Below are 22,020 nucleotides of genomic sequence, written 5' to 3'. Positions count from 1 at the left end.
GCAAAAATGCCGCACATCACTGCTTATTGCGCTTTAAAGGCGTGCAATCGGTTCGTTGCTTTGGTCAAACCTTCTTTGAACCATAACTCGGTGCAACGTGCCGCTTCGTCAATTGCATCGTCAATTAACTTCTGTTCAGAAACAGGCGGTTTGCCTAACACAAAGCCGACAACTTTATTTTTGTCGCCCGGATGGCCGATTCCGACACGTAAGCGATGAAAGTTAGGGTTATTGCCGAGCTTGCTGATAATGTCTTTCAGCCCGTTGTGTCCGCCATGACCCCCACCGAGTTTAAACTTCGCCACGCCAGGCGGAAGATCCAGTTCATCGTGGGCCACTAAAATTTCATCAGGATTGATGCGATAAAAACTCGCCATCGCGCCGACCGCTTTGCCGCTCAGATTCATAAACGTGGTGGGAACTAACAAACGGACATCTTCACCTTCCAGACTGACTCTGGAGGTGTAGCCGAAGAATTTCGGCTCTTCGCGCAGGGGGGCGCGCAACCGCTCTGCCAGTAAATCGACGTACCATGCGCCCGCATTATGTCGGGTGGCTGCATATTCAGCGCCGGGGTTCGCCAGGCCGACAATCAGTTTAATCGTCACGTTTTCTATCCTGAGTGTTTCAATAACTGGCGCGTAGTTTACTGTCTGTCGTCCCGCTTGACAAAGAACCGTGTGACTTCACACGAAAACTGAATAATTGCCAACATTGATTATTGGAAAGTCAAGATGTTCAGGGGGTTATTTGTAAAGTTTTGTTGAATAATGGCCAGTAATTGTGATCGCAGGCGCACTACCAAAGTGGTGTGTTGTCTATACTTTACACATAAGGATTAGGGGTATTCCCTGAAGCAACCCAAAGGTTCCGGAGGTGACATATGAAACGCAAAAACGCTTCGTTACTCGGTAATGTTCTCATGGGTTTGGGGCTAGTGGTCATGGTGGGTGGCGTGGGTTATTCCATTTTAAACCAGTTACCGCAATTTAACCTGCCACAATTTTTCGCTCATGGCGCAGTGCTCAGTATCTTCGTCGGCGCCATTCTGTGGCTGGCGGGTGCCCGCGTAGGGGGGCATGAGCAGGTCAGCGATCGTTACTGGTGGGTGCGCCACTACGATAAACGTTGCCGTCGTAACGATAATCGTCGTCACAGCTAACGCTTAGCTGCAAGATAATGACCAGCCAGCATGAGGCTGACTGGTCAGAGTGCGGTTTCTTTCTCGCGCTTAGTTTTGTGCGCGTCTTTTCATTCGTCGTAACATCCACAACAACGCCAGTATCACGGTGAGATAGCCCATCACGTAAATTCCCTGATGTGTTCTCGTCTGCCGTTCAGGATCGGCTGCCCAAACCAGAAAGGCCGTCACATCCCGTGCGTACTGTTCTTCCGTTTGCGCGACATGCGCGTCTGTTTGCCATTCGATTTCGCCATCCGCCAGCGGCTTTGGCATGTTAATCACGCCACCCGGATAGTAGCGATTGGCTTTCATTTCCGGATCGTCGGGCAGGTAACCGGTTAAGAGTGCGAAGAGGTAATCCGCCCCTTGCTCAGAGTAAGGCATAAACGCGTCCAGCAGAAATTGCGGAAAGCCGCGATCGTACGTACGGGCGCGAACGATATAACTCAAATCCACGGGCAGGGCGCCGTTATTCAGATATCTCGCTTCCTGCTCATTCAGGTAAGGCGAAATAAAACTGTCATTCAGGGTGCCGTCCCGCTCGCCGGGCTGACCGTCATCCTGGATAGTCGGGAATACATAGCCGCTGGCGAGGCTTTTTGCCTCTTCTGTCGTCAGTTCCGGGCCACCGGGTTTCGTCAGTGTGCGAAACGTCAGGTATTTCATGCTGTGACAAGCCCGGCACTTCTCTTCATAGACCTGCAAACCGCGCCGCAGTTGCGCCTTATCATATTCACCGGCAAGGCCGCTGAAGCGCCAGTCCTGTCGTGTCGGTACGGCGTCTTGTGCGAATACCGACCCCATCACGCAGAATACCATCCACAGCATGCTGTATCTGAATAATTGTCTTATCATCTTCAGTCCTGCTTTTCCAGAAAACGCCGACAGGGCAGCACCAATAAAAACCAGGCGAAATAGCCGAGTGTCGACAGCTGCGATGCCGCGCGGATCCAGCCCTCTTCATTACGAATGCCTTCCGTCAGATCGGGGCCAACCAGCGCTTTCGATCCCAGCCATCCCAGAAAACAGAGGTTCAGCACCCATAGCCAGAACCCCCCTTTCACCCATTTGCTGTAGTGGCGAAAACGCGCGCGGGAGGTATCCAGCCAGGGGAGAAGGTAGAAGATCAGTACCGCGCCGCACATGGCCGCCAGCCCGACGCGTTCATCTGGAAAACAGCGCAGAATGGAAAAGAACGGGAGAAAGTACCATTCCGGGGCGACAATTGCCGGAGTGACCGTGGGATCCGCCGGGATGAAGTTATCCGCGCTACTCAGATAATGCGGCGCGAAAAACAAAAACCAGGTGAACAGCATCAGAAAGAGCGTGATTTTGATGGCATCAGAATCCGTGATTCGATAATCAAAAAACAGACTGCGTGACGCCTTTTCGCTGAAGGTCCGTTTCATCGCGTGGGCAAATGCCGACTGTACCGTGCGGACGTGGAAAATCGTCATCACCACGACGGCAAAGGGAAGAATAAAGTGCAGAACGTAAAAGCGTCCCAGCGTGGGGGTTCCAGGCGCATAACCACCCACCAGGAAGGTGTACAGTCCGTCTCCCACTACCGGAATGGCGCGGGCGAAACGGGTGATGACCGTCGCCGCCCAGTAACTTTTTTGCCCCCAAATCAGACTGTAGCCGAGAAACGCGGTGATCATCAGCAGCACGTAAAGCGTGACGCTAATCATCCACATCGTTATGTACGGTCTGCGGTAGACGTTGTAATACATGCCCCGGAAAATATGCAGATAGCAGGCGAAGAAAAACAGCGATGCCCCGATGGCGTGCATATTGCGCAGCAGTTCTCCGTGGCTCACTGCGCGCATGATGTGAATGATGGAATCAAACGCCAGTTCTGCCGTCGGGACGTAAAACATCGCCAGCACGATGCCGGTCAGGATCTGTATCCCGAGCATTACCAGCAGGATCGCGCCGATGGCGAATAGCCATACACCGGCGATGGAGCGTGGGAAAGGAATGCGCCAACGGATCATCTCACGCGTCCTTAGCGCCAATTCGCACGGTCAGGCCATCGGGGTGAAAGGCGTACTCGGGAACCGCCAGGTTGGCCGTTGCGGGCCCGCGCGTGACCCGTCCGGAAGTATCAAACTCCGAACCGTGGCACGGACAAACCCAGCCCTGTCCGCCGGGCCTGGCATTGGGTACGCAGCCGGCATGTGGACAGTATCCCTGAACGACCAGCCACTGCGGATGGTCTGGCGTGACCCGTTCACTGTCCGACTGCGGATCGATAAGCGCGCTGTGGTCACCGGTCCGGGCAGCGGCAATCTCTTCCGGCGTGCGGTGATGGATGAGGATTAACTTTCCCTGCCAGAGGCGTCTGACGGTTTGCCCGGCGGCGACACCCGCCAGTGAGACGTCTATCGGCTCATTTTCCCCGCGGGCCGTTTCGTCAGGGCCTAGTGCGGAAATCAGCGGCCAGACGGCGGCGGTCACCCCCGCCGCGGCAGCAAATTTTGTCAATTTACACAGGCAGTTGCGTCGTTGTTCCTGAATATCATCATCTGACGGTTTGTTCTCCACCACCACAGCGCTCTCCCTTACTGTTTATCAATGCGCGAATAGATCTCCTGGAAGCGCTTATCGGCGATCCCGGGGGCTTTAAACTCGCGGTAGGTGTCCGGCAGGGTGGCGTCGCCAACTTTGATCAGCATCACCATCCCTTGTGCATAGTGCGGGGTGCATTTAATGCCGTAGAATCCCGCGTCGTCATATTTCACCGCGATCTCCTCATCGATTTTGCCGATAAATCCCGGGTACCCGGCAGGGGACAGCTCAGCAATTGAGGCGGCATTGTGGCTTTTATGCTTGCGGATAAACTTCACCGTGTCGCCGGGTTGAATCTCCAGATAGTCCGGCTCATAGACCATGGGTCCCGCTGAGCCGCGATTCTTCATCAGCACTTCGTGAGTTTGCGCGAAAGCGGAGGCGGTGAGGGCCAGCAGACACAATGCGTTCAGGCTCTGTTTGACATATTTCATGGGGATCTTCCTTAGGTTCCTTCAGGCTTTTGATAACGAATAAAACAGCTAGCGCCGTGGGGATCGCGTTCGACGATGGCGTCAATACCAAACCAGGCGCGGAGATTGTCGCGGGTGAAAATGGCGCAGGGACGGCCCTGCATTTCCAGACGACCGGCGTTCATCACGATGATGCGATCGCAGAACATGGCGGCATGATTGAGATCGTGGAGGGCGGCGACAACGGTCAGCTTTTCGCGTTTCACCAGACTGAGAAGGCCAATCTGATGCTGAATGTCGAGATGGTTAGTGGGTTCGTCCATCAGTAACAGTTGTGGCTGCTGCGCGAGGGCGCGGGCAATGTGCAGACGTTGCTTCTCGCCGCCGGAAAAGGTGTGCCAGCAGCGGTGGCGAAGATGCTGAAGATCGACTTTCTCCAGCATGGTCTGGACGATGTCGTCATCGTTTTCCGACCACGGATTCAGCAGGCTAAGCCACGGGGTGCGTCCCAGTGAGACGGCCTGCAGCGCGGTCAGGCGTTCACTGGTTTCCGCCTGCTGTTCAACCAGAGCAACCTGTTGGGCCAGTTGACGGCGTGAATAGCGGTGCAGCGACTTTTGCTGCAACAGGATGTGGCCGGCTGAGGGTTTCAGCAGACCGGCCAGCAGTGAAATCAGCGATGTTTTACCGGATCCATTAGGGCCGATAATGCCGACAAACTCACCCGGCGCTACGCTGAGTGAGACATCATTGACAATCACTTTGCCTTTCACCTGCCAGTGCAGACGCTGCGCCTGAATGATGGCCTCACCAGCCGCAACGGGCGTCGGTACAGGATTGACGGTCATTTCGCCTGGTTTCCTCTGATCAGGATAATTGAAAACGCGGGCGCGCCAACCAGCGCCGTGATAACACCGATGGGCAGAACTTGTCCGGGGAGCAGCGTGCGGGAAATAACATCGGCGACGATCAGGAAAATCGCGCCGATCAGCGCGCTGACGGGCAGCAGCCGATGATGCTGATTGCCCACCAGCAGGCGGGCGGCGTGGGGGATCACCAGTCCCACAAAGCCAATGGCGCCGACGATGGAGACCATAATGGCCGTCATACCGGTCACGGCGGCAATCAGCACGCCGCGGGTGCGTTTCACCGGAATACCCAGCGATGCTGCGGACTCTGCGCCAAAGGAGAAGGCATCCAGATGACGGGCATAGCAAAAGCATATCGCGACGCCAACCAGCGCGGTGGGGACCGCCAGTATCACGTCCGGCCAGCGGACACCGCTCAGATTCCCGAGTAACCAGAACATAATGCCGCGCGCCTGTTCCGCGTTGGCGGAGCGGGTGATGATCAGTGAAGTCAGCGCATTGAACAGTTGTGAACTGGCGATACCGGCGAGAATGATTTGCGTGGTTATGCCACCACCTTGCCTGCCGCCCGCTGCGACGGCCAGCAGGGCCACAAACAGAAAGGCGGTCAGGGCGCCGATAAATGCGCCGAACGACATGCTTATCATGCCCGCGCCCAGTCCGGTCAGCGCAACCAGCACCGCCCCGGTAGACGCGCCGGCTGAAATGCCCAACAGATAGGGCTCGGCAAGTGCATTACGCAGTAATGACTGTAAAACCACGCCCGACACGGCCAGACAAGCGCCACAACTGGCAGAAACCAGTGCTCGGGTCAGGCGATAGTTCCAGACGATCCCGGCGTCCAGCGCATCAACCGGATAGTGAGTATCAAACAAACGGTTTGCCAGCGTGTTGAGCACGTGCTGCCAGGGAATAAACGTCTCGCCAATGGCGATCCCCGCCAGCAGGACACCGCACATCAGCACGCTAACCCAGAGGGCGTGACCGCAAACATTGACCGCTAACCGACTGACGGCGTGACGCGTCCTGCGTAAATCGCTCATAGTGACCTGCGTTTCGGAGTGCATAAAACGCGCCGGGCCCGTCGGGGTCTGGCGCAAAACGAGGATTAATGCGCGGCCTGAGGATGCGCTAAGCCGTACTCAACCAGGGCATCCGCCAGCTTTTCAACACCGTCAATGGTTCTGATACCGGCATTCATGGTCTGCACGTCAATCACCGGTAAATGATTGGCTTTTACGGCGGGGATCAGTTGGGTGACCGGATCGGATTTCAGGTAATCCATTTTCACCTGCCAGTCATCGGCCGGGAAACGACGACGACTCATTTCCCCCAGCACAATCACCGACGGCTGGGCTTTCGCGATAGTTTCCCAACCGACAGTCGGCCACTCTTCGGCGGAATCAATGACGTTTTTGACGCCCAGCGTTTGCGCAATCCAGGCCGCAGGTCCCAATTTCCCGGCGACGTAAGGATCAAGTTGCAGGTCGGCGCTGGAGAACCAGAAGACGGCGGAGACGTTGCTGTCCATCCCGGCGATTTTGTTTTTCGCTGCCGCTTCGCGCGCTTTAAGGCTGGCAATCAGTTCGTCACCCTTATCCTGAACGTCGAAGATCGTCGCTAAGTCGGCGACTTCCTGATAGACCATCGCGATATCAAACATCCCTTTGCGAACGCCATCACCACCATCTTCGTTATCTTTTGCGCAGTCAGCCGGTGCGGTATAGACGGGGACCTTCAATTCGCTGAACTGTTCATAAGACGCCACGGTACCGGCGGGGCCGATTTGCCATTCGAACTGGCTGGCGACCAGATCCGGTTTTTTGGCAATGATGCCTTCGAAACTGGGGATGTTTTGCGCAATCACGGCAATTTTGTCATTTGCCGCTTTCCAGGCGTCGGGAACCGGTCCAAACCACAGCGACGTTCCCACCACGCGGTCAGCCAGACCCAGTGCATACAGGATCTCTGTACTGTTTTGTCCCACGGTGGCAACACGTTTTGGTGCCGCGTTAAACGTGATATCCCGACCGCAGTTTTTAATCGTCAATGGATATTCCGTTTTTGCAGCATGAGAAAGACCTGAAGTAAGAAACAGCGCGGCACCAGCAACAGCCAGAAGCGTTTTTTTATAAGGTAAAGAGGTAAAATTAGCGTGCATTATTATCATCCCGTTCATGCCAGAACCTGAACGTCTGGTCATGGATTATGTCGTTCCTTATATCGGGAGAGTTCATGACGATAGATGACATAACATCGTGAAATTTATGCATGACTTTATGCAAATAAAGAAAGTATGCGGTTCAGTCAGAAAACCAATTCACCTTTTCACAGTGACTTATGTCAAATAAATCATCCCATGGACCATCCCGTCCACTCAATGGAGCATAAATTTGACAGCAGGTCTCCTGACTCACGGTAATCAGAATATCGGCCTTCCCATAAAGATTCGCTTTACAGTGACCTGCAACAAAATATGCTGCACGAGGATATTCTGCATCCGCCTACAGTTGCGGGGGCAGTTATGGCATAGGATCAGAATAATCCGCACCATATTCCTATTCACTACAATGTTGGTGTAATGAAATGCTGTCGGAAAGGACTGTATCGGCATTTGTTAACAAGATCAATCACCGGGTAAAGAGAGGGCATAATCGAGCGTGAAAGTATTTAATTCATAAATTTCAATTAGTTAGAATTTTTTGAATAATAAAATTCGGGATAACAAAACGTAGTGATGAAAAGCTAAATGAGAATTGATTGACATTGATCAATTAATATTCTTAGTCATGCCAATTTATGTGATCTCTCCATATGCACTAATTGCCAGTGATCGTGCATATCCATCACCACCTGAAAATTATTACGTTTCCAGAATGAATATCCGCCCGGTAAAAAATGGTGGGTATGCAAGTATAATAGGGTGTACTGGTGCTGCTCACAAAATGTTTCAGCAAAAGCGAGTAACTGACGGCCAATACCTTTTCTGCGATAGCGTTTGTCCACATAACAGCGACAAATTTCCGCCGTTTCATTCAAAATATAACGCCCGCGAAGTTCAGCTATTCGGTCGTCATATTGGCAGACGGCCAGGGTAGCAATGAGTTCATGCTTTTCGCTCCAGGCGCAAAGCAATAAATTCCGCTCCTGCTGAATATACTGCTGTTGCAGATGAAAAACATCCTGTCCGGCAGAAGGAACAGGTCTTCCAGCAGCAAAGAATTCATTCAAATGCTGGGTCAGAAATAACTGAACCGCCGGAATATCATCTCCGGTCATTTCACGTAAGGTAAAGGGAATCACGAACTGCCACTCTTATTCACAGGAACAGAAAACGGATAATAACAACTCAGGAGAGGAAAACCAGCGGGCAGAGTGGAAAATGTTACCGGCCCGTACAGGAACAGACCGGTAACCGCCAGAGATTACAAATCAGCCAGCGCCGCGTCGCGGTTCGGGAAGAACGTCAGGCGTCCCGGAATCGGCTTAATACCGGCGCGCGCCATCGTGCGCAGCGGCTGGAATTCCACGTTTGTCACGCGCAGTTCGCACCCTTCCGGCAATCTTTTCACAAAGCGCTGGAAGGCATCCAGGCCCCCGGCATCCAGCACGGGCACCGCATCCCACTTCAGCACGACTATGCGCTTGCCTTCAATGCGCGACTCCAGATCGGTGAACAATCCTTCAGCCGCGGCGAAGAACAGCGGGCCTATCACGCGCAGCACCAGCACATCCTCTGGCACCTCAACGTTCACCGCGGCCAGTCGCGTCATGCGCGCGATACGGCGCATAAACAGTAACGAGGCCAGCACAATCCCGACGCTAATGGCAATGACCATGTCAAACAGCACCGTCAGCGACATACACATCATCATCACAATGATGTCGTCTTTGGGCGCGTGACGCAGCAAATCCACCACCTTGTGGGCTTCGCTCATGTTCCATGCCACCATCAGCAGCAGAGCCGCCATCGCCGACAGCGGTAGCCAGGAGAGCAGTGGCGCCAGCGCCAGCAGCGCCATGATCACCAGAAGCGCGTGGATCACAGCGGAAATCGGGGAGGTAGCGCCCGCGCGGACGTTCGCCGCCGAGCGGGCAATCGCCGCCGTTGCCGTAATCCCGCCGAAGAAGGGCGCGACGATGTTACCCAGCCCCTGACCGATCAGTTCACTGTTGGCCTTGTGTTTGGTACCGGTCATTCCGTCGAGCACCACGGCGCAGAGCAGAGACTCAATCGCCCCCAGCATCGCCATAGAAAACGCCGCCGGAAGCAGAGCGCGCAGGGAATCCCAGCTCAGGGTGAAATCAGAATCCGGCAGGTTCCACGGCAGCACCAGCTGCGGCAGCAGTTGCGGGATCCCATTACCCTGTGAGCCGTCGGCCAGAATATAGTGGAACTGAGAACCAATGGTCGCAACATGTCCGCCCAGCAGGTTGACAATCCCCATGACGACGCAACCGGCGAGCAGGGCGGGCAGGTGACCTGGCAGGCGAATGCCCAGACGCGGCCAGAAAATCAGGGTGCCCAGCGTGACCACGCCGATGGCGGCGTCACCCAGGTTGATGGTCGGCAGAGCCATAAACAGCGCGCCGACTTTCTGCAGATAGTGCTCCGGTACGTGGGCCATCTGCAGACCGAGGAAGTCTTTGATTTGCATGGTACCAATGGTGATACCAATCCCTGAAGTAAAACCTAAGGTCACTGAAACCGGGATGTACTCAATCAGGCGACCGAAGCGGGCCAGGCCAAAGAGGATCAGAAAAACCCCGGACATCAGCGTCGCCACCAGCAGGCCAGCAAGTCCAAACTGCTGCGAAACGGGGTAGAGGATCACCACAAATGCGGCGGTTGGACCAGAGACGCTAAAACGCGACCCCCCGGTTAAGGCAATGACTATCCCTGCCACAGCGGAAGTATAGAGTCCGTACTGCGGCGCAACGCCACTCCCAATAGCCAGCGCCATCGCCAGCGGGATGGCAATAATCCCGACGGTGATCCCGGCAATCACATCACGGCTAAACCGTGAGGCGGTATATTTTTCTTTCCAACAAGCGTCGATGAGGGCGCGGAAAGGCATCACATGTGAGGAAAAAATTCTGTTCACAATAATGTTTCATCCATGAGCGCATCATCTGTCAACTCATAGGCTGGTTGGCAGGTGAAGGAGGCTTAAGTCATTCCACTTCATCCTTCCGATTGTCTCTTTGTTGGCTGCCTTCATTCGCCCCCGTCACGTACTACCGGTACGTTCCCGGGAACTCATTCGCTTGCCGCCTCGATGCATCCTGAATGATTTTGTGGAGAAATAAGGGTTACAGACGAAAAAACCCGCCGCAGCGGGTTTTTGAACCGGGTTCGATTAATGCTCGAACATAGCAGAAATAGATTCTTCGTTGCTGATACGACGAATCGCTTCGGCCAGCATACCCGACAGGGTCAATGTACGCACGTTCGGCAGTGCTTTGATTTCGTCGGTCAGCGGAATGGTATCGCAGACGACAACTTCATCAATCACTGAGTTACGCAGGTTGTTAGCTGCATTGCCTGAGAAGATAGGGTGGGTCGCGTAAGCAAATACGCGTTTCGCACCACGTTCTTTCAGCGCTTCAGCGGCCTTACACAACGTGCCACCGGTATCGATCATATCGTCAACCAGTACGCAGTCACGGCCAGCGACGTCACCGATGATGTGCATCACCTGAGAGACGTTTGCACGCGGACGGCGTTTGTCGATGATTGCCATATCGGTGTCATTGAGCAGCTTAGCGATAGCGCGGGCACGCACGACGCCACCGATGTCCGGAGAAACCACAATCGGGTTATCCAGATTCAGCTGCAGCATATCTTCTAACAGAATTGGGCTACCAAATACGTTATCAACCGGTACGTCGAAGAAGCCCTGGATCTGTTCAGCATGCAGGTCGACGGTCAGAACGCGGTCAACGCCAACGCTGGACAGGAAGTCAGCGACAACTTTTGCCGTAATCGGTACACGGGCGGAACGTACACGACGATCCTGGCGCGCATAGCCAAAGTAAGGAATAACGGCGGTGATACGGCCTGCGGAAGCACGGCGCAGGGCATCAACCATAACGACCAATTCCATCAGGTTGTCGTTCGTTGGAGCACAAGTGGACTGGATGATGAAAATATCACCACCGCGTACATTTTCGTTAATTTGTACGCTGACTTCGCCATCGCTAAAGCGACCTACAGCGGCGTCGCCGAGAGAAGTGTACAGGCGGTTGGCAATACGTTGTGCTAGTTCCGGGGTGGCGTTACCAGCAAAAAGCTTCATATCAGGCACGAGAAGAACCTCAGGCATGCGTCCATTGGTGGAAAGAGTTTGCCGAAAACTGTGCGGGCCAGGCAGGACTCTCTCCATGCGGTGTATTAAAGAGCGCGATGCAACGTCTGGAACAAGGTGACGTTGTCACCGAAACTCAGCTTGCCCGGCTAAAGCATGGATTGATGGAGTGGAGAAAGGTTGACACCCTTCGCCACAAAGCCATTAAACCATTCCGGGGCTTGCTCAAGCACCTGTCGGGCACGAGATTCTGTATCGAATTCAGCAAAGACACAGGCCCCTGTACCAGTCAGGCGCGACGGCGCGTATTCTAACAGCCAGGAAAGCGCCGCATCAACCTCGCGAAAACGTTTTCTTGCGATAACCTCGCAATCATTGCTGAATTCACATTTTAATAACGTTTCTATTGACCTTTTTGGCGTATTGCGGGGGAGGTCTGGATCGTTAAAAATCATCGGCGTAGAAATACTGACGCCCGGATGCACCACCAGGTACCATTTTTCGGCCGGCTCCACCGGCGTCAGGCGCTCTCCGACGCCTTCAGCAAAGGCGGCGTGTCCGCGGACAAACACCGGGACGTCAGCACCCAGCGTTAATCCGAGCGCGGCCAGCTCGTCCGGCGACAAACCGCACTGCCAGATGTTATTCAGCGCGACCAGCACGGTTGCTGCGTTCGACGACCCCCCGCCAAGCCCTCCGCCCATCGGCAGACGCTTTTCAATACGGATATCTGCGCCGCTGCCTGCCGGCAGACGACCGCTCTCTGCGGCTGTTTTCATCAGCAGTCGCGCGGCGCGGACGATCAGGTTGTCTTCATGCGCCACGCCGTCAACCGGCGTCAGGAGATGAATTTCGCCGTCGCTGCGCGGCTCCAGGCTGATGGTGTCGCCATAATCAAGGAACTGAAACAGAGTTTGCAGCGTGTGATAACCGTCCGCACGTCGTCCGGTGATGTATAAAAACAGATTCAGTTTTGCCGGAGAGGGCCAGTGGGTCATCATTTCACGATCCAGTTATCCATTTTCAGCTTGATACGCTGAGCGCCGTCAGAAAGCTCCATATTGGCGGGCATCGCCGGAGTAGTCTTGCTGTCGTACGCACTGTAGACCACCTTCCAGCTTTTGCCGTCCTGGCGGTAGTTTACTTCACTCAGTCGATACTGGTCGTCAAGCTTGTAGTCGGTGGCGTCGCCCGGAAGGCCGAGGATCCATTGGCGCAGGCTGTTCAGCGGGATCGGCATACCGGTCAGCTTGCCAATCATCTCTTCGGCATCGTCAGCGGTATAGCGCTGCCCTTTGTTATCCATTAACTGCACGTTACCCGGCTGCGCATTCAGTTCAAGTTCGGTGCTGCCAAGCGGGTTGGTCAGCAGCAGACGATAGCGATCCTGGCCGGTCTGCTGCCAGAAAAAGCGCGCATAGACCTTCTGTTCGTCGGAAATATAGGCAAACGCGCCGCGCGTCTGATACTGATTTAATTGACGGACATCCTGCTGATGCTGCCGCCATTGAGGAGAGTCCGGGCTCTTCCCCGGGCCTTTCGGCGCGTTGAGCGTACAGGCGGTCAGAACCAGGCTTGCCAGCGGAAGCAGGCGGATCAGGCGAAAGTCAGGCAGGGTCATAATGATGACGAATCCTTGTGATACGTTGCAATAATAACCCTTAATGCTAGCGCTGTGCGGGTATATCGTCTACGTTCACGTTATCTTAATTTAAGCGACAAGCTATTACTCCAAAAGGGGGCACTCTCTTTTATTGATTCCGCGCATCCTGTATGATGCGAGCAGACTAACCATATCAACGCTGGTACTACTCCCGCAGACATGACCCTTTTAGCGCTCGGCATTAACCATAAGACGGCACCTGTATCGCTGCGAGAACGCGTAACGTTTTCGCCGGATACGCTCGATCAGGCGCTGGAAAGCCTGCTTGCGCAGCCAATGGTGCAGGGCGGTGTGGTCTTGTCGACGTGTAACCGCACGGAGCTGTATCTTAGTGTGGAAGAGCAGGACAATCTGCATGAGGCGCTGATTCGTTGGTTATGCGACTACCATAACCTCAACGAAGAGGAGCTGCGCAGCAGCCTCTACTGGCACCAGGATAACGACGCGGTCAGCCATCTGATGCGTGTCGCCAGCGGTCTGGATTCGCTGGTACTGGGTGAGCCGCAAATTCTCGGTCAGGTGAAAAAGGCCTTTGCGGATTCGCAAAAAGGCCATCTGAACGCCAGCGCGCTGGAGCGAATGTTCCAGAAATCTTTCTCTGTCGCCAAACGAGTCCGTACGGAAACCGATATCGGTGCCAGCGCGGTGTCCGTTGCCTTTGCCGCCTGTACGCTGGCACGCCAGATTTTTGAATCGCTCTCCACGGTTACCGTGCTGCTGGTCGGCGCGGGCGAAACCATCGAACTGGTGGCGCGTCATCTGCGCGAACACAAAGTGCAGAAGATGATCATCGCCAACCGCACCCGCGAGCGGGCACAGGTTCTGGCCGATGAAGTGGGTGCCGAAGTCATCGCGCTCAGCGACATCGACGAACGCCTGCGTGAAGCCGACATTATCATCAGTTCAACCGCCAGCCCGTTGCCTATCATCGGCAAAGGAATGGTGGAGCGCGCGCTGAAAAGCCGCCGCAATCAGCCGATGCTGCTGGTGGATATCGCCGTTCCGCGCGATGTCGAACCGGAAGTCGGCAATCTGGCTAACGCCTATCTCTATAGCGTTGACGATCTGCAGAGCATTATTTCGCACAACCTGGCGCAGCGCAAAGCCGCGGCGGTGGAAGCCGAAACGATTGTCGCGCAGGAAACCAGCGAGTTTATGGCCTGGCTGCGCGCTCAGGGCGCCAGTGAAACCATTCGTGAATACCGTAGTCAGTCTGAGCAGGTACGTGATGAATTGACCGCGAAAGCGCTGGCCGCTCTGGAACAGGGCGGCGACGCGCAAACCATTATGCAGGATCTGGCATGGAAACTGACCAATCGCCTGATCCATGCACCAACCAAATCTCTTCAGCAGGCCGCCCGTGACGGGGATGACGAACGCCTGAATATTTTGCGCGACAGCCTCGGGCTGGAGTAGCAACACACCCTTCTTTTTACAAGGTGCATTTACGCCTATGAAGCCTTCTATCGTTGCCAAACTGGAAGCCCTGCATGAACGCCATGAAGAAGTTCAGGCGCTGCTGGGTGATGCGGGAACCATCGCAGACCAGGAACGTTTTCGCGCATTGTCGCGTGAGTATGCACAACTAAGCGATGTTTCTCGCTGTTTTACGGACTGGCAACAGATTCAGGACGATATCGAAACGGCACAAATGATGCTCGACGATCCTGAAATGCGTGAAATGGCGCAGGAAGAACTGCGCGAAGCGAAAGACAAGAGTGAACAACTGGAACAGCAGTTACAGGTACTGCTGCTGCCGAAAGATCCGGACGATGAGCGCAATGCGTTTCTGGAAGTTCGCGCCGGGACCGGCGGCGACGAAGCCGCCCTGTTTGCCGGCGATCTGTTCCGCATGTACAGCCGCTATGCGGAAACACGCCGCTGGCGGGTGGAGATCATGAGCGCCAGCGAAGGCGAGCACGGCGGGTATAAAGAGATTATCGCCAAGATCAGCGGCGACGGCGTCTATGGTCGCCTGAAATTTGAGTCCGGTGGACATCGCGTGCAGCGCGTACCGGCCACGGAATCGCAGGGACGTATCCACACTTCCGCCTGTACCGTAGCGGTGATGCCAGAGTTACCGGAAGCCGAACTGCCGGATATCAACCCGGCCGATCTGCGTATTGATACCTTCCGCTCCTCCGGGGCGGGTGGCCAGCACGTTAACACCACCGACTCCGCCATCCGTATCACCCACCTGCCGACCGGCATTGTGGTGGAGTGTCAGGACGAACGTTCGCAGCACAAAAACAAAGCCAAAGCGATGTCGGTGCTGGGCGCGCGTATTCGCGCAGCCGAAGTGGCACGACGTCAGCAGGCAGAAGCCTCAACGCGTCGCAACCTGCTGGGCAGCGGCGATCGCAGCGACCGTAACCGGACCTACAACTTCCCGCAGGGGCGTGTAACCGATCACCGCATCAACCTGACGCTCTACCGTCTGGATGAAGCGATGGAAGGCAAACTGGATATGCTGATTGAGCCTATCGTGCAGGAATACCAGGCCGATCAGCTGGCGGCGCTGTCCGAGCAGGAATAATGGATTTTCAGCACTGGTTACGAGAGGCGATAAGCCAGCTACAGGAGAGTGAAAGCCCGCGCCGCGATGCCGAGATCTTACTCGAATTCGTGACCGGAAAAGGGCGCACGGTCATCCTGGCATTTGGTGAAACGGCAATAACCGACGCCCAGCGTGAACAACTGGACAGGTTACTGGCGCGTCGCAAACAGGGGGAGCCCATTGCGCACTTGACCGGCGTACGCGAATTCTGGTCATTGCCGCTGTTTGTCTCGCCCGCCACGCTTATCCCGCGTCCGGATACCGAATGTCTGGTGGAACAGGCGCTGGCGCGTCTGCCGTCAGGCCCGTGCCGTATTCTCGATCTCGGTACCGGCACCGGCGCGATTGCGCTGGCGCTGGCGTCTGAACGTCCTGACTGTGAGGTCACGGCGGTTGACAGGATGCCGGAGGCCGTTGAACTGGCGCAGCGTAATGCCACCCATCTGGCCATTCACAATGTTCATATCCAGCAAAGCGACTGGTTTAGCGCCTTGTCGGGGCAGCAGTTTGCGATGATTGTCAGCAATCCGCCGTACATTGACGAACAGGATCCGCATCTGGCGCAGGGCGATGTCCGCTTTGAGCCGCTGACCGCCCTGGTCGCCCGCGATGGCGGAATGGCCGACATTGTGCACATCATCGAACAATCGCGCACGCGGCTGGAAGCCGGCGGTTATCTGCTGCTCGAGCATGGCTGGCAGCAGGGCGCTGCCGTACGTGACGCCTTTATTCGCGCGGGCTACCAGGCGGTAGAAACCTGTCGTGATTATGGTGATAACGAGCGTATTACGCTCGGACGTAAACCTGCATGAACAGCGTTACGCTCTTGCTCAGCGTTCACCTCATCAGTATTGCGCTTTCCATTAGTCTGTTTGTGTTGCGCTTCGGGTGGGGTGAATGTCACTCTGCGCGGGCTCACGCGCGCTGGACGCGCGTCGTCCCGCCGGTTGTTGACACCTTTTTGCTGCTCAGTGGCGTGGGGTTGATCGCTAAAACGCACATCCTGCCATTCACGGAGCAGGGGACATGGCTGACTGAGAAGCTGTTTGGAGTTATCATTTACATCGTTTTGGGTTTTATTGCGCTCGATTACCGTCGGGCGCGCAGTCGGCAGGCGCGGTTAATCGCGTTCCCGCTGGCACTGGTGGTGCTGTACATCATCATTAAACTCGCCACCACAAAAATACCGTTACTGGGGTAAGTCATGAGGTCGTTAGCTGATTTCGAATTTAATAAAGCGCCATTGTGTGATGGGATGATCCTGGCATCGGAATCGATCCGTCTGGATTTTCCTTCGCAAACTGTCTACGACGAGCTGGAACGTCTGGTCAGCCAGGCGCAAGAAGAAATTAGCCAGCTTTTGTCTCAGGATGAGCAACTGGAAAAATTGCTGGCACTTTTCTACGGCGAGTGGGGTTTTACTGACACCCGCGGCGTTTACCGTTTGTCCGACGCATTATGGCTTGACCAGGTACTGAAGAACCGCCAGGGCAGCGCGGTGTCTCTGGGGGCGATCTTATTGTGGATCGCCAACCGGTTGTCATTGCCGCTGGTACCGGTGATTTTCCCGACGCAGCTTATTTTGCGTATTGAGTCGCTGGAAGGCGAAATGTGGCTCATCAACCCGTTCAATGGTGAAACGTTGAATGAGCATACGCTGGAAGTATGGCTGAAGGGGAATATCAGTCCGGTCGCAGAGTTATTTAACGAAGACCTGGATGAAGCGGATAACGCAGAAGTCATTCGCAAGCTGCTGGACACGTTGAAATCTTCTCTAATGGAAGAACAACAGATGGAACTGGCGCTGCGTGCGAGTGAAGCGTTACTGCAATTTAACCCGGAAGATCCGTACGAAATACGTGACCGGGGCTTAATTTATGCGCAACTGGAATGTGAACATGTCGCGCTGACCGATTTAAGCTATTTCGTTGAGCAGTGTCCGGAAGACCCGATCAGCGAAATGATTCGTGCGCAGATTAATAACATCTCGCACAAGCAAATTGTCCTGCATTAATTTATCGACATTCTTACTCATCATTAAGGCGATCCTATGAAACAAAAAGTGGTTAGCATTGGCGACATCAAGGTAGCAAACGATCTGCCGTTCGTGCTGTTTGGTGGTATGAACGTGCTGGAATCGCGCGATCTGGCGATGCGCATTTGTGAGCACTACGTGACCGTTACCCAGAAACTGGGTATCCCTTACGTGTTCAAGGCCTCTTTTGATAAAGCCAACCGCTCCTCTATCCACTCCTACCGTGGACCGGGCCTGGAAGAAGGGATGAAAATCTTCCAGGAACTGAAGCAGACCTTTGGCGTGAAAGTGATCACCGACGTTCATGAAGCCAGCCAGGCGCAGCCTGTTGCTGACGTTGTGGATGTGATTCAGTTACCGGCGTTCCTCGCGCGTCAGACCGATTTGGTGGAAGCGATGGCGAAAACCGGCGCAGTCATCAACGTGAAGAAACCGCAGTTCGTGAGCCCGGGTCAGATGGGTAACATCGTGGATAAATTCCATGAAGGCGGTAACGATAAGGTGATCCTGTGTGACCGTGGGGCAAACTTTGGTTATGACAACCTGGTCGTTGATATGCTGGGCTTCAGCGTGATGAAGAAAGTCTCCGGTAACAGCCCGGTCATTTTCGATGTGACCCACGCGTTGCAGTGCCGCGATCCCTTCGGTGCAGCCTCTGGCGGCCGTCGCGGTCAGGTGACTGAGCTGGCGCGTGCGGGTATGGCGGTCGGTCTGGCCGGTCTGTTCATCGAAGCGCACCCGGATCCGGCCAACGCGAAATGCGACGGTCCGTCCGCGCTGCCGCTGGCGAAGCTGGAACAGTTCCTTGTGCAGATGAAAGCGGTTGACGATCTGGTGAAAAGCTTTGACGAGCTGGATACCGAGAACTAAGTCTCGCAGAAACAGAAAACCCCGCCGCAGCGGGGTTTTTTTTGCCTGCAAGGTCAGGCAAATATCGTCATCAGATAGGCGATAAACAGTGCCAGATGCGCCGCACCGTTCAGCACGTTGGTGCGTCCCGTTGAGAACGAGATATGGCACAGCACCAGCGACGCCACCATCACCACCATTTCCGGCGCGCCTAAGCCGAACACCAGGTCATTCCCCGTTGCCCATGCTATCAGCGTCACCACCGGTACCGTCAGGGAGATGGTTGCCAGCACCGAACCAAAGAACAGGTTCATTGCTCTCTGTACCTGATTATTCAACACGGCTTTCAGCGCCCCAAGCCCTTCCGGGGAGAGGATCAGCAGTGCGACAAGGAAGCCGGTAAAGGCGACCGGGGCGTTCAGCTCAGTCAGCAGCGTTTCCAGCGGGTTCGCGTTCATCTTGGTAACGGCAATCACCGCAATCAGATGAATCACCAGCCAGACGGCATGCCACAAATTGCTGTGCGCTGAGGGCTTACCGTGATGCGGGTCGTCGTCGTCGCTGTCATCTTCATGCTCGTAGACAAACAGGCTCTGGTGCGTTTTGGTCTGAATGAGCAGGAACACGCCGTACATCGCGGCAGAAATTAAAGCGACCAACAGCGCCTGGCCGGTGGTGAAATTCGCACCCGGCAGCGCCATTGGAAATACCAGCACGATAATCGCCAGCGGAAACAGGGCAATAAGATACTGCTTAATCCCGAACAGGTTCATATACTGCGTTGCGAATTTACGCCCGCCCAGTAACAGTGAAAAACCCACCAGACCACCGGTCACAATCAAGATGATGGAATAAAGCGTGTCGCGCATCAGCGTGGGAGCCGCATCGCCGGTCGCCATCAGGGCTGAGATCAAGCTAACTTCGAGAATGACCACTGACAGACTCAGAATGAGTGAGCCATAGGGTTCGCCGAGGCGGTGGGCCAGTACGTCGGCGTGACGAACAACGCTAAAGGCGCTGCTTAAAATACCAATCAGGGCAAGAAGGTTAATTCCGATCACCGCTGGTAGTGAATGGCTGCTTCCCCAAAGGAACAGCACTACCAGCGCCACAACCGGGAAAATAAGCGATGTCTCCTTATGGCGGGTTTTCACCGCCTCATGTGCATGTGTCATGAATGCTCTCCATCTCTGCAGGTCGATTTTAGTTATAAATGTAATAAAGCGTGTAAAAAATAACAGAAAACGCAGGCTTTCTGGTGATATTTTACGAAATTTTACGGCATTCCCGCATTTCACCTTTAAAACCACAGAAAGAGAAACTCTTGCTTTTTGAATGTTTAAATAACAATGCCTTATGATGGGCCAGGGTGAATAAACCTCTTTGTAGTGGCAGAGGCGTCCAGGGTTGACCACACTTAAGGTTTAGCCAAAAAGCGGAGTCAATGATGCCTTATCAAGCGAAAAAAGATCTACCAGACAGTGTACAGCACGTCTTACCCGCCCATGCCCAGGCGATCTACAAGGAGGCGTTCAATAGCGCCTGGGAACAGTACAAGGACAAAGCTGACCGCCGCGATGATGCCAGTCGGGAAGAGACCGCGCATAAAGTCGCGTGGGCGGCAGTGAAAAAAGAGTATGCCAAAGGTGAAGATGATAAGTGGCATAAGAAAACCTAACCACTTAACTTATAAGGTTTAACGCTACAGCCCCCGTGAACGCATGGGCGAATCGTGCTACCCGCAACCGTTGCAGCCTTGCAAGCGGCCCGTGAATTGCATATTGTCGTGATATTGGTTTCAAAATGAGCAGTTAAAATGCCCGGAAGGCGTCAAAAAGTTGTCGCAGGGAAGTATGCAGTGGCGGAGGTGTAAGGTGTTAACGCGTGATTTCTTGATGAATGCCGATTGTAAGACGGCATTTGGTGCTATTGAAGAATCACTCTTATGGTCAGCAGAACAACGTGCGGCGTCCCTTGCGGCGACGCTGGCTTGTCGACCAGATGATGGACCGGTGTGGATCTTCGGTTATGGATCGTTGATGTGGAACCCGGCGCTAGAATTTGATGAGTCATGCACCGGTACGCTGGTGGGATGGCATCGGGCATTTTGCCTGCGTCTTACGGCAGGGCGCGGAACCGCGTGCCAGCCGGGGCGAATGCTTGCACTGAAAGAGGGCGGGCGCACCACTGGCGTGGCCTATCGTCTCCCGGATGCTTCGCTTGAGCAGGAGTTAACCCTGCTGTGGAAGCGAGAAATGATCACCGGTTGCTATCTGCCAACCTGGTGCCAACTGGCGCTGGACGACGGGCGAACGGTGAATGCGCTGGTGTTCATTATGGACCCGCGCCATCCGCTGTATGAGTCGGACACGCGTGCGCAAATTATCGCCCCGCTGATTGCCGCCGCCAGTGGGCCGCTTGGCACCAACGCGCAGTACCTGTTTTCGCTCGAACAGGAGTTGCAGAAACTGGGAATGCAGGATGAATGTCTTAACGACCTGGTGACTAACGTTCGGGGGTTGTTAGGTGAATCTCTGCCGGAAGGTGTTCTACGCCCGGGTTTCGCGTGAGGCTTATATAAACCCGGTAGGCACAGGCGCTACCGGGCAATTCGCGTATCAGGCGGCGATATAACTGATGGAATGTTCAAGCGACTGGCTATGGCTGTCGATCAATACATTCCAGACGCCGGTATACGGTACGGTCAACCACGCGTTATCACGATTTTGCACGCTTAATATGTCGGTTTGCGCGTCTTTAACGTGATTCTTCTCGCTCATCAGATGAATGTGGCAACACTCAGAACAGCGTACGACCACAGTATCCCCACCAAATAACTTCAAACTTGCCTTTACTAATGCCATTTCTCACCCCGTATTGAAAACAACGTACTTCCCTTAGGAAGTGCTGCGTGATGTTGTTCACATTTTACCCATGAGGCATAACACCAAAGAGTTAGGCTTCGGATGCTGATTTTGATCAAAAAATGGCATAACGATTAAACAATAGTGACAAAATGCCTGAGAAAAGCGTGATCGGGCGCACTTACTTTTGGTAAAGATACGCCCCAATAAGATTAAATTCGGAAATTACCGGCTGTTTCAGCAAGCTCACCTGAAAAGAGTGATTAGAACGTCAGAACTTTGTCGGCGGCCAGCGTCCACTGCGCCAGTTCTACCAGCGTGCCGACTTCCACGCCGTCAATCAGCGGCAGCGCCGTGATCCCGCGTCCGTCCGTGCAGGTCTTGCACAGTTTGACCGGGACATTCTGGGCGGTGAGAATCTCCAGCATCTGCTGAATGTTATAGCCTTCTGCGGGCTTCTGACCGCGTAAACCCGCCGTGACGGCATCCGACATCAGAAACAGTCGCAGGTCGAGATCGCCCGCCTGTTCACGTAACGCGATCGCCAGTCTCAGGCTGTTGAATAACGATTCGCTACCGTATGCCGCACCGTTGGCAATGATCACTATCTTTTGCATGTTGACTCCTGTAAGCAGGGAGGTTTGATTTGTCAGCCCGTTATGTTACCGCGCAAGCGGAGTGTTACCAATGAAAGTCTGACGAAAAGGA

The 22,020-nt window shown here is 54.6% G+C and carries 25 protein-coding genes and 1 riboswitch; of the genes, 9 read left to right on the top strand and 16 right to left on the bottom strand.

From position 1 onward, the window contains the following. Nucleotides 1–23: 23 nt before the first annotated feature. Nucleotides 24–608 carry an aminoacyl-tRNA hydrolase gene (gene pth / locus OGY35_RS21710; protein WP_152404289.1) on the bottom strand — a complete coding sequence of 195 codons (585 nt, stop codon included), beginning with the start codon at nt 606–608 and terminating at the stop codon, nt 24–26. A gap of 275 nt (nt 609–883) precedes the next feature. Between pth and ychH the strand changes: the two genes are divergently transcribed. Further along, the gene (ychH, locus tag OGY35_RS21705; protein ID WP_042318582.1) at nt 884–1,162 is read left to right on the top strand and encodes a stress-induced protein YchH; all 279 of its coding nucleotides are present in this window, start codon (nt 884–886) and stop codon (nt 1,160–1,162) included. A gap of 69 nt (nt 1,163–1,231) precedes the next feature. Here ychH and OGY35_RS21700 read toward each other — a convergent pair whose 3' ends face one another. From OGY35_RS21700 to lolB, 12 genes are all read right to left on the bottom strand, one after another. Next, nucleotides 1,232–2,038 (bottom strand): cytochrome c1, encoded by an 807-nt coding sequence (locus OGY35_RS21700; protein WP_152754376.1) that lies wholly within the window; start codon nt 2,036–2,038, stop codon nt 1,232–1,234. A 2-nt stretch (nt 2,039–2,040) separates the two neighbouring features. Continuing rightward, a complete protein-coding gene (locus tag OGY35_RS21695; RefSeq protein ID WP_286633427.1) occupies nt 2,041–3,180 on the bottom strand; it encodes a cytochrome b in 1,140 nt (379 codons plus the stop codon). Between the two features lies 1 nt (nt 3,181). Next, on the bottom strand, nt 3,182–3,733 hold the full coding sequence (gene petA / locus OGY35_RS21690; protein ID WP_353655499.1) for a ubiquinol-cytochrome c reductase iron-sulfur subunit: 552 nt from the start codon (nt 3,731–3,733) through the stop codon (nt 3,182–3,184). 14 nt (nt 3,734–3,747) lie between these two features. Continuing rightward, entirely contained in the window at nt 3,748–4,188 is a 441-nt protein-coding gene (locus OGY35_RS21685; RefSeq protein WP_178826719.1) for a pseudoazurin, read from the bottom strand. A gap of 11 nt (nt 4,189–4,199) precedes the next feature. Next, nucleotides 4,200–5,015 (bottom strand): ABC transporter ATP-binding protein, encoded by an 816-nt coding sequence (locus OGY35_RS21680; protein ID WP_286633425.1) that lies wholly within the window; start codon nt 5,013–5,015, stop codon nt 4,200–4,202. Beyond that, nucleotides 5,012–6,079, bottom strand: coding sequence for a FecCD family ABC transporter permease (locus OGY35_RS21675; RefSeq protein WP_353655498.1), 1,068 nt, complete (start codon nt 6,077–6,079; stop codon nt 5,012–5,014). Before OGY35_RS21675 ends, OGY35_RS21680 begins: the two co-directional genes overlap by 4 nt. Before the next feature lie 65 nt (nt 6,080–6,144). After that, a complete protein-coding gene (locus tag OGY35_RS21670) occupies nt 6,145–7,197 on the bottom strand; it encodes an ABC transporter substrate-binding protein (RefSeq protein WP_152404296.1) in 1,053 nt (350 codons plus the stop codon). Between the two features lie 220 nt (nt 7,198–7,417). Continuing rightward, a riboswitch (cobalamin riboswitch) is annotated at nt 7,418–7,645 on the bottom strand. Nucleotides 7,646–7,823: 178 nt separating this feature from the next. Further along, nucleotides 7,824–8,315: a GNAT family N-acetyltransferase gene (locus tag OGY35_RS21665; protein WP_152406316.1), complete on the bottom strand. Its 492-nt coding sequence runs from the start codon at nt 8,313–8,315 to the stop codon at nt 7,824–7,826. 146 nt (nt 8,316–8,461) lie between these two features. Then, complete coding sequence (gene dauA, locus OGY35_RS21660) at nt 8,462–10,141, bottom strand: C4-dicarboxylic acid transporter DauA (RefSeq protein WP_152404298.1); 1,680 nt, start codon at nt 10,139–10,141, stop codon at nt 8,462–8,464. Nucleotides 10,142–10,396: 255 nt separating this feature from the next. Beyond that, complete coding sequence (prs, locus tag OGY35_RS21655; protein WP_001518537.1) at nt 10,397–11,344, bottom strand: ribose-phosphate diphosphokinase; 948 nt, start codon at nt 11,342–11,344, stop codon at nt 10,397–10,399. Between the two features lie 149 nt (nt 11,345–11,493). Further along, a complete protein-coding gene (gene ispE, locus OGY35_RS21650; protein ID WP_286633423.1) occupies nt 11,494–12,345 on the bottom strand; it encodes a 4-(cytidine 5'-diphospho)-2-C-methyl-D-erythritol kinase in 852 nt (283 codons plus the stop codon). Next, the gene (lolB, locus tag OGY35_RS21645) at nt 12,342–12,965 is read right to left on the bottom strand and encodes a lipoprotein insertase outer membrane protein LolB (RefSeq protein WP_178823619.1); all 624 of its coding nucleotides are present in this window, start codon (nt 12,963–12,965) and stop codon (nt 12,342–12,344) included. The genes ispE and lolB overlap by 4 nt, the downstream gene beginning before the upstream one ends. A gap of 201 nt (nt 12,966–13,166) precedes the next feature. Here lolB and hemA point away from each other — a divergent pair, with 201 nt between their 5' ends. From hemA to kdsA, 6 genes are read left to right on the top strand one after another with little or no spacing between them, the layout of a single operon-like run. Next, nucleotides 13,167–14,423, top strand: a complete 1,257-nt coding sequence (hemA, locus tag OGY35_RS21640) for a glutamyl-tRNA reductase (protein ID WP_152404302.1) — start codon at nt 13,167–13,169, stop codon at nt 14,421–14,423. A 37-nt stretch (nt 14,424–14,460) separates the two neighbouring features. Further along, nucleotides 14,461–15,543 (top strand): peptide chain release factor 1, encoded by a 1,083-nt coding sequence (gene prfA / locus OGY35_RS21635; RefSeq protein ID WP_046481068.1) that lies wholly within the window; start codon nt 14,461–14,463, stop codon nt 15,541–15,543. After that, nucleotides 15,543–16,376: a peptide chain release factor N(5)-glutamine methyltransferase gene (gene prmC / locus OGY35_RS21630; RefSeq protein WP_286633422.1), complete on the top strand. Its 834-nt coding sequence runs from the start codon at nt 15,543–15,545 to the stop codon at nt 16,374–16,376. Before prfA ends, prmC begins: the two co-directional genes overlap by 1 nt. Continuing rightward, on the top strand, nt 16,373–16,765 hold the full coding sequence (gene sirB2 / locus OGY35_RS21625; protein WP_178823822.1) for an invasion regulator SirB2: 393 nt from the start codon (nt 16,373–16,375) through the stop codon (nt 16,763–16,765). Before prmC ends, sirB2 begins: the two co-directional genes overlap by 4 nt. 3 nt (nt 16,766–16,768) lie before the next feature. Further along, nucleotides 16,769–17,578, top strand: a complete 810-nt coding sequence (sirB1, locus tag OGY35_RS21620; protein ID WP_046481065.1) for an invasion regulator SirB1 — start codon at nt 16,769–16,771, stop codon at nt 17,576–17,578. Nucleotides 17,579–17,614: 36 nt separating this feature from the next. Next, nucleotides 17,615–18,469, top strand: a complete 855-nt coding sequence (gene kdsA / locus OGY35_RS21615) for a 3-deoxy-8-phosphooctulonate synthase (RefSeq protein WP_046481064.1) — start codon at nt 17,615–17,617, stop codon at nt 18,467–18,469. Nucleotides 18,470–18,522: 53 nt separating this feature from the next. Here the strand turns inward: kdsA and chaA are convergent, their stop codons facing one another. Continuing rightward, nucleotides 18,523–19,623, bottom strand: coding sequence for a sodium-potassium/proton antiporter ChaA (chaA, locus tag OGY35_RS21610; protein ID WP_286633421.1), 1,101 nt, complete (start codon nt 19,621–19,623; stop codon nt 18,523–18,525). A gap of 272 nt (nt 19,624–19,895) precedes the next feature. Between chaA and chaB the strand changes: the two genes are divergently transcribed. Together chaB and OGY35_RS21600 are read left to right on the top strand one after the other, a co-directional pair. After that, complete coding sequence (gene chaB / locus OGY35_RS21605; RefSeq protein WP_178823826.1) at nt 19,896–20,126, top strand: putative cation transport regulator ChaB; 231 nt, start codon at nt 19,896–19,898, stop codon at nt 20,124–20,126. A 196-nt stretch (nt 20,127–20,322) separates the two neighbouring features. Continuing rightward, nucleotides 20,323–21,018 carry a gamma-glutamylcyclotransferase gene (locus OGY35_RS21600; protein WP_152404306.1) on the top strand — a complete coding sequence of 232 codons (696 nt, stop codon included), beginning with the start codon at nt 20,323–20,325 and terminating at the stop codon, nt 21,016–21,018. A 48-nt stretch (nt 21,019–21,066) separates the two neighbouring features. Here OGY35_RS21600 and OGY35_RS21595 read toward each other — a convergent pair whose 3' ends face one another. Then, complete coding sequence (locus tag OGY35_RS21595; protein WP_046481060.1) at nt 21,067–21,312, bottom strand: DUF1883 domain-containing protein; 246 nt, start codon at nt 21,310–21,312, stop codon at nt 21,067–21,069. A 263-nt stretch (nt 21,313–21,575) separates the two neighbouring features. Next, nucleotides 21,576–21,929, bottom strand: coding sequence for a DsrE/DsrF/TusD sulfur relay family protein (locus OGY35_RS21590; protein ID WP_152404307.1), 354 nt, complete (start codon nt 21,927–21,929; stop codon nt 21,576–21,578). Nucleotides 21,930–22,020: the final 91 nt, after the last annotated feature.

This window comes from Citrobacter sp. Ct235, assembly GCF_030332305.1.
Taxonomy (GTDB): domain Bacteria; phylum Pseudomonadota; class Gammaproteobacteria; order Enterobacterales; family Enterobacteriaceae; genus Citrobacter_A; species Citrobacter_A telavivensis.
The sequence above is the reverse complement of the archived record's forward strand: the minus strand, read 5'-3'. Positions and strand labels throughout refer to the sequence as shown.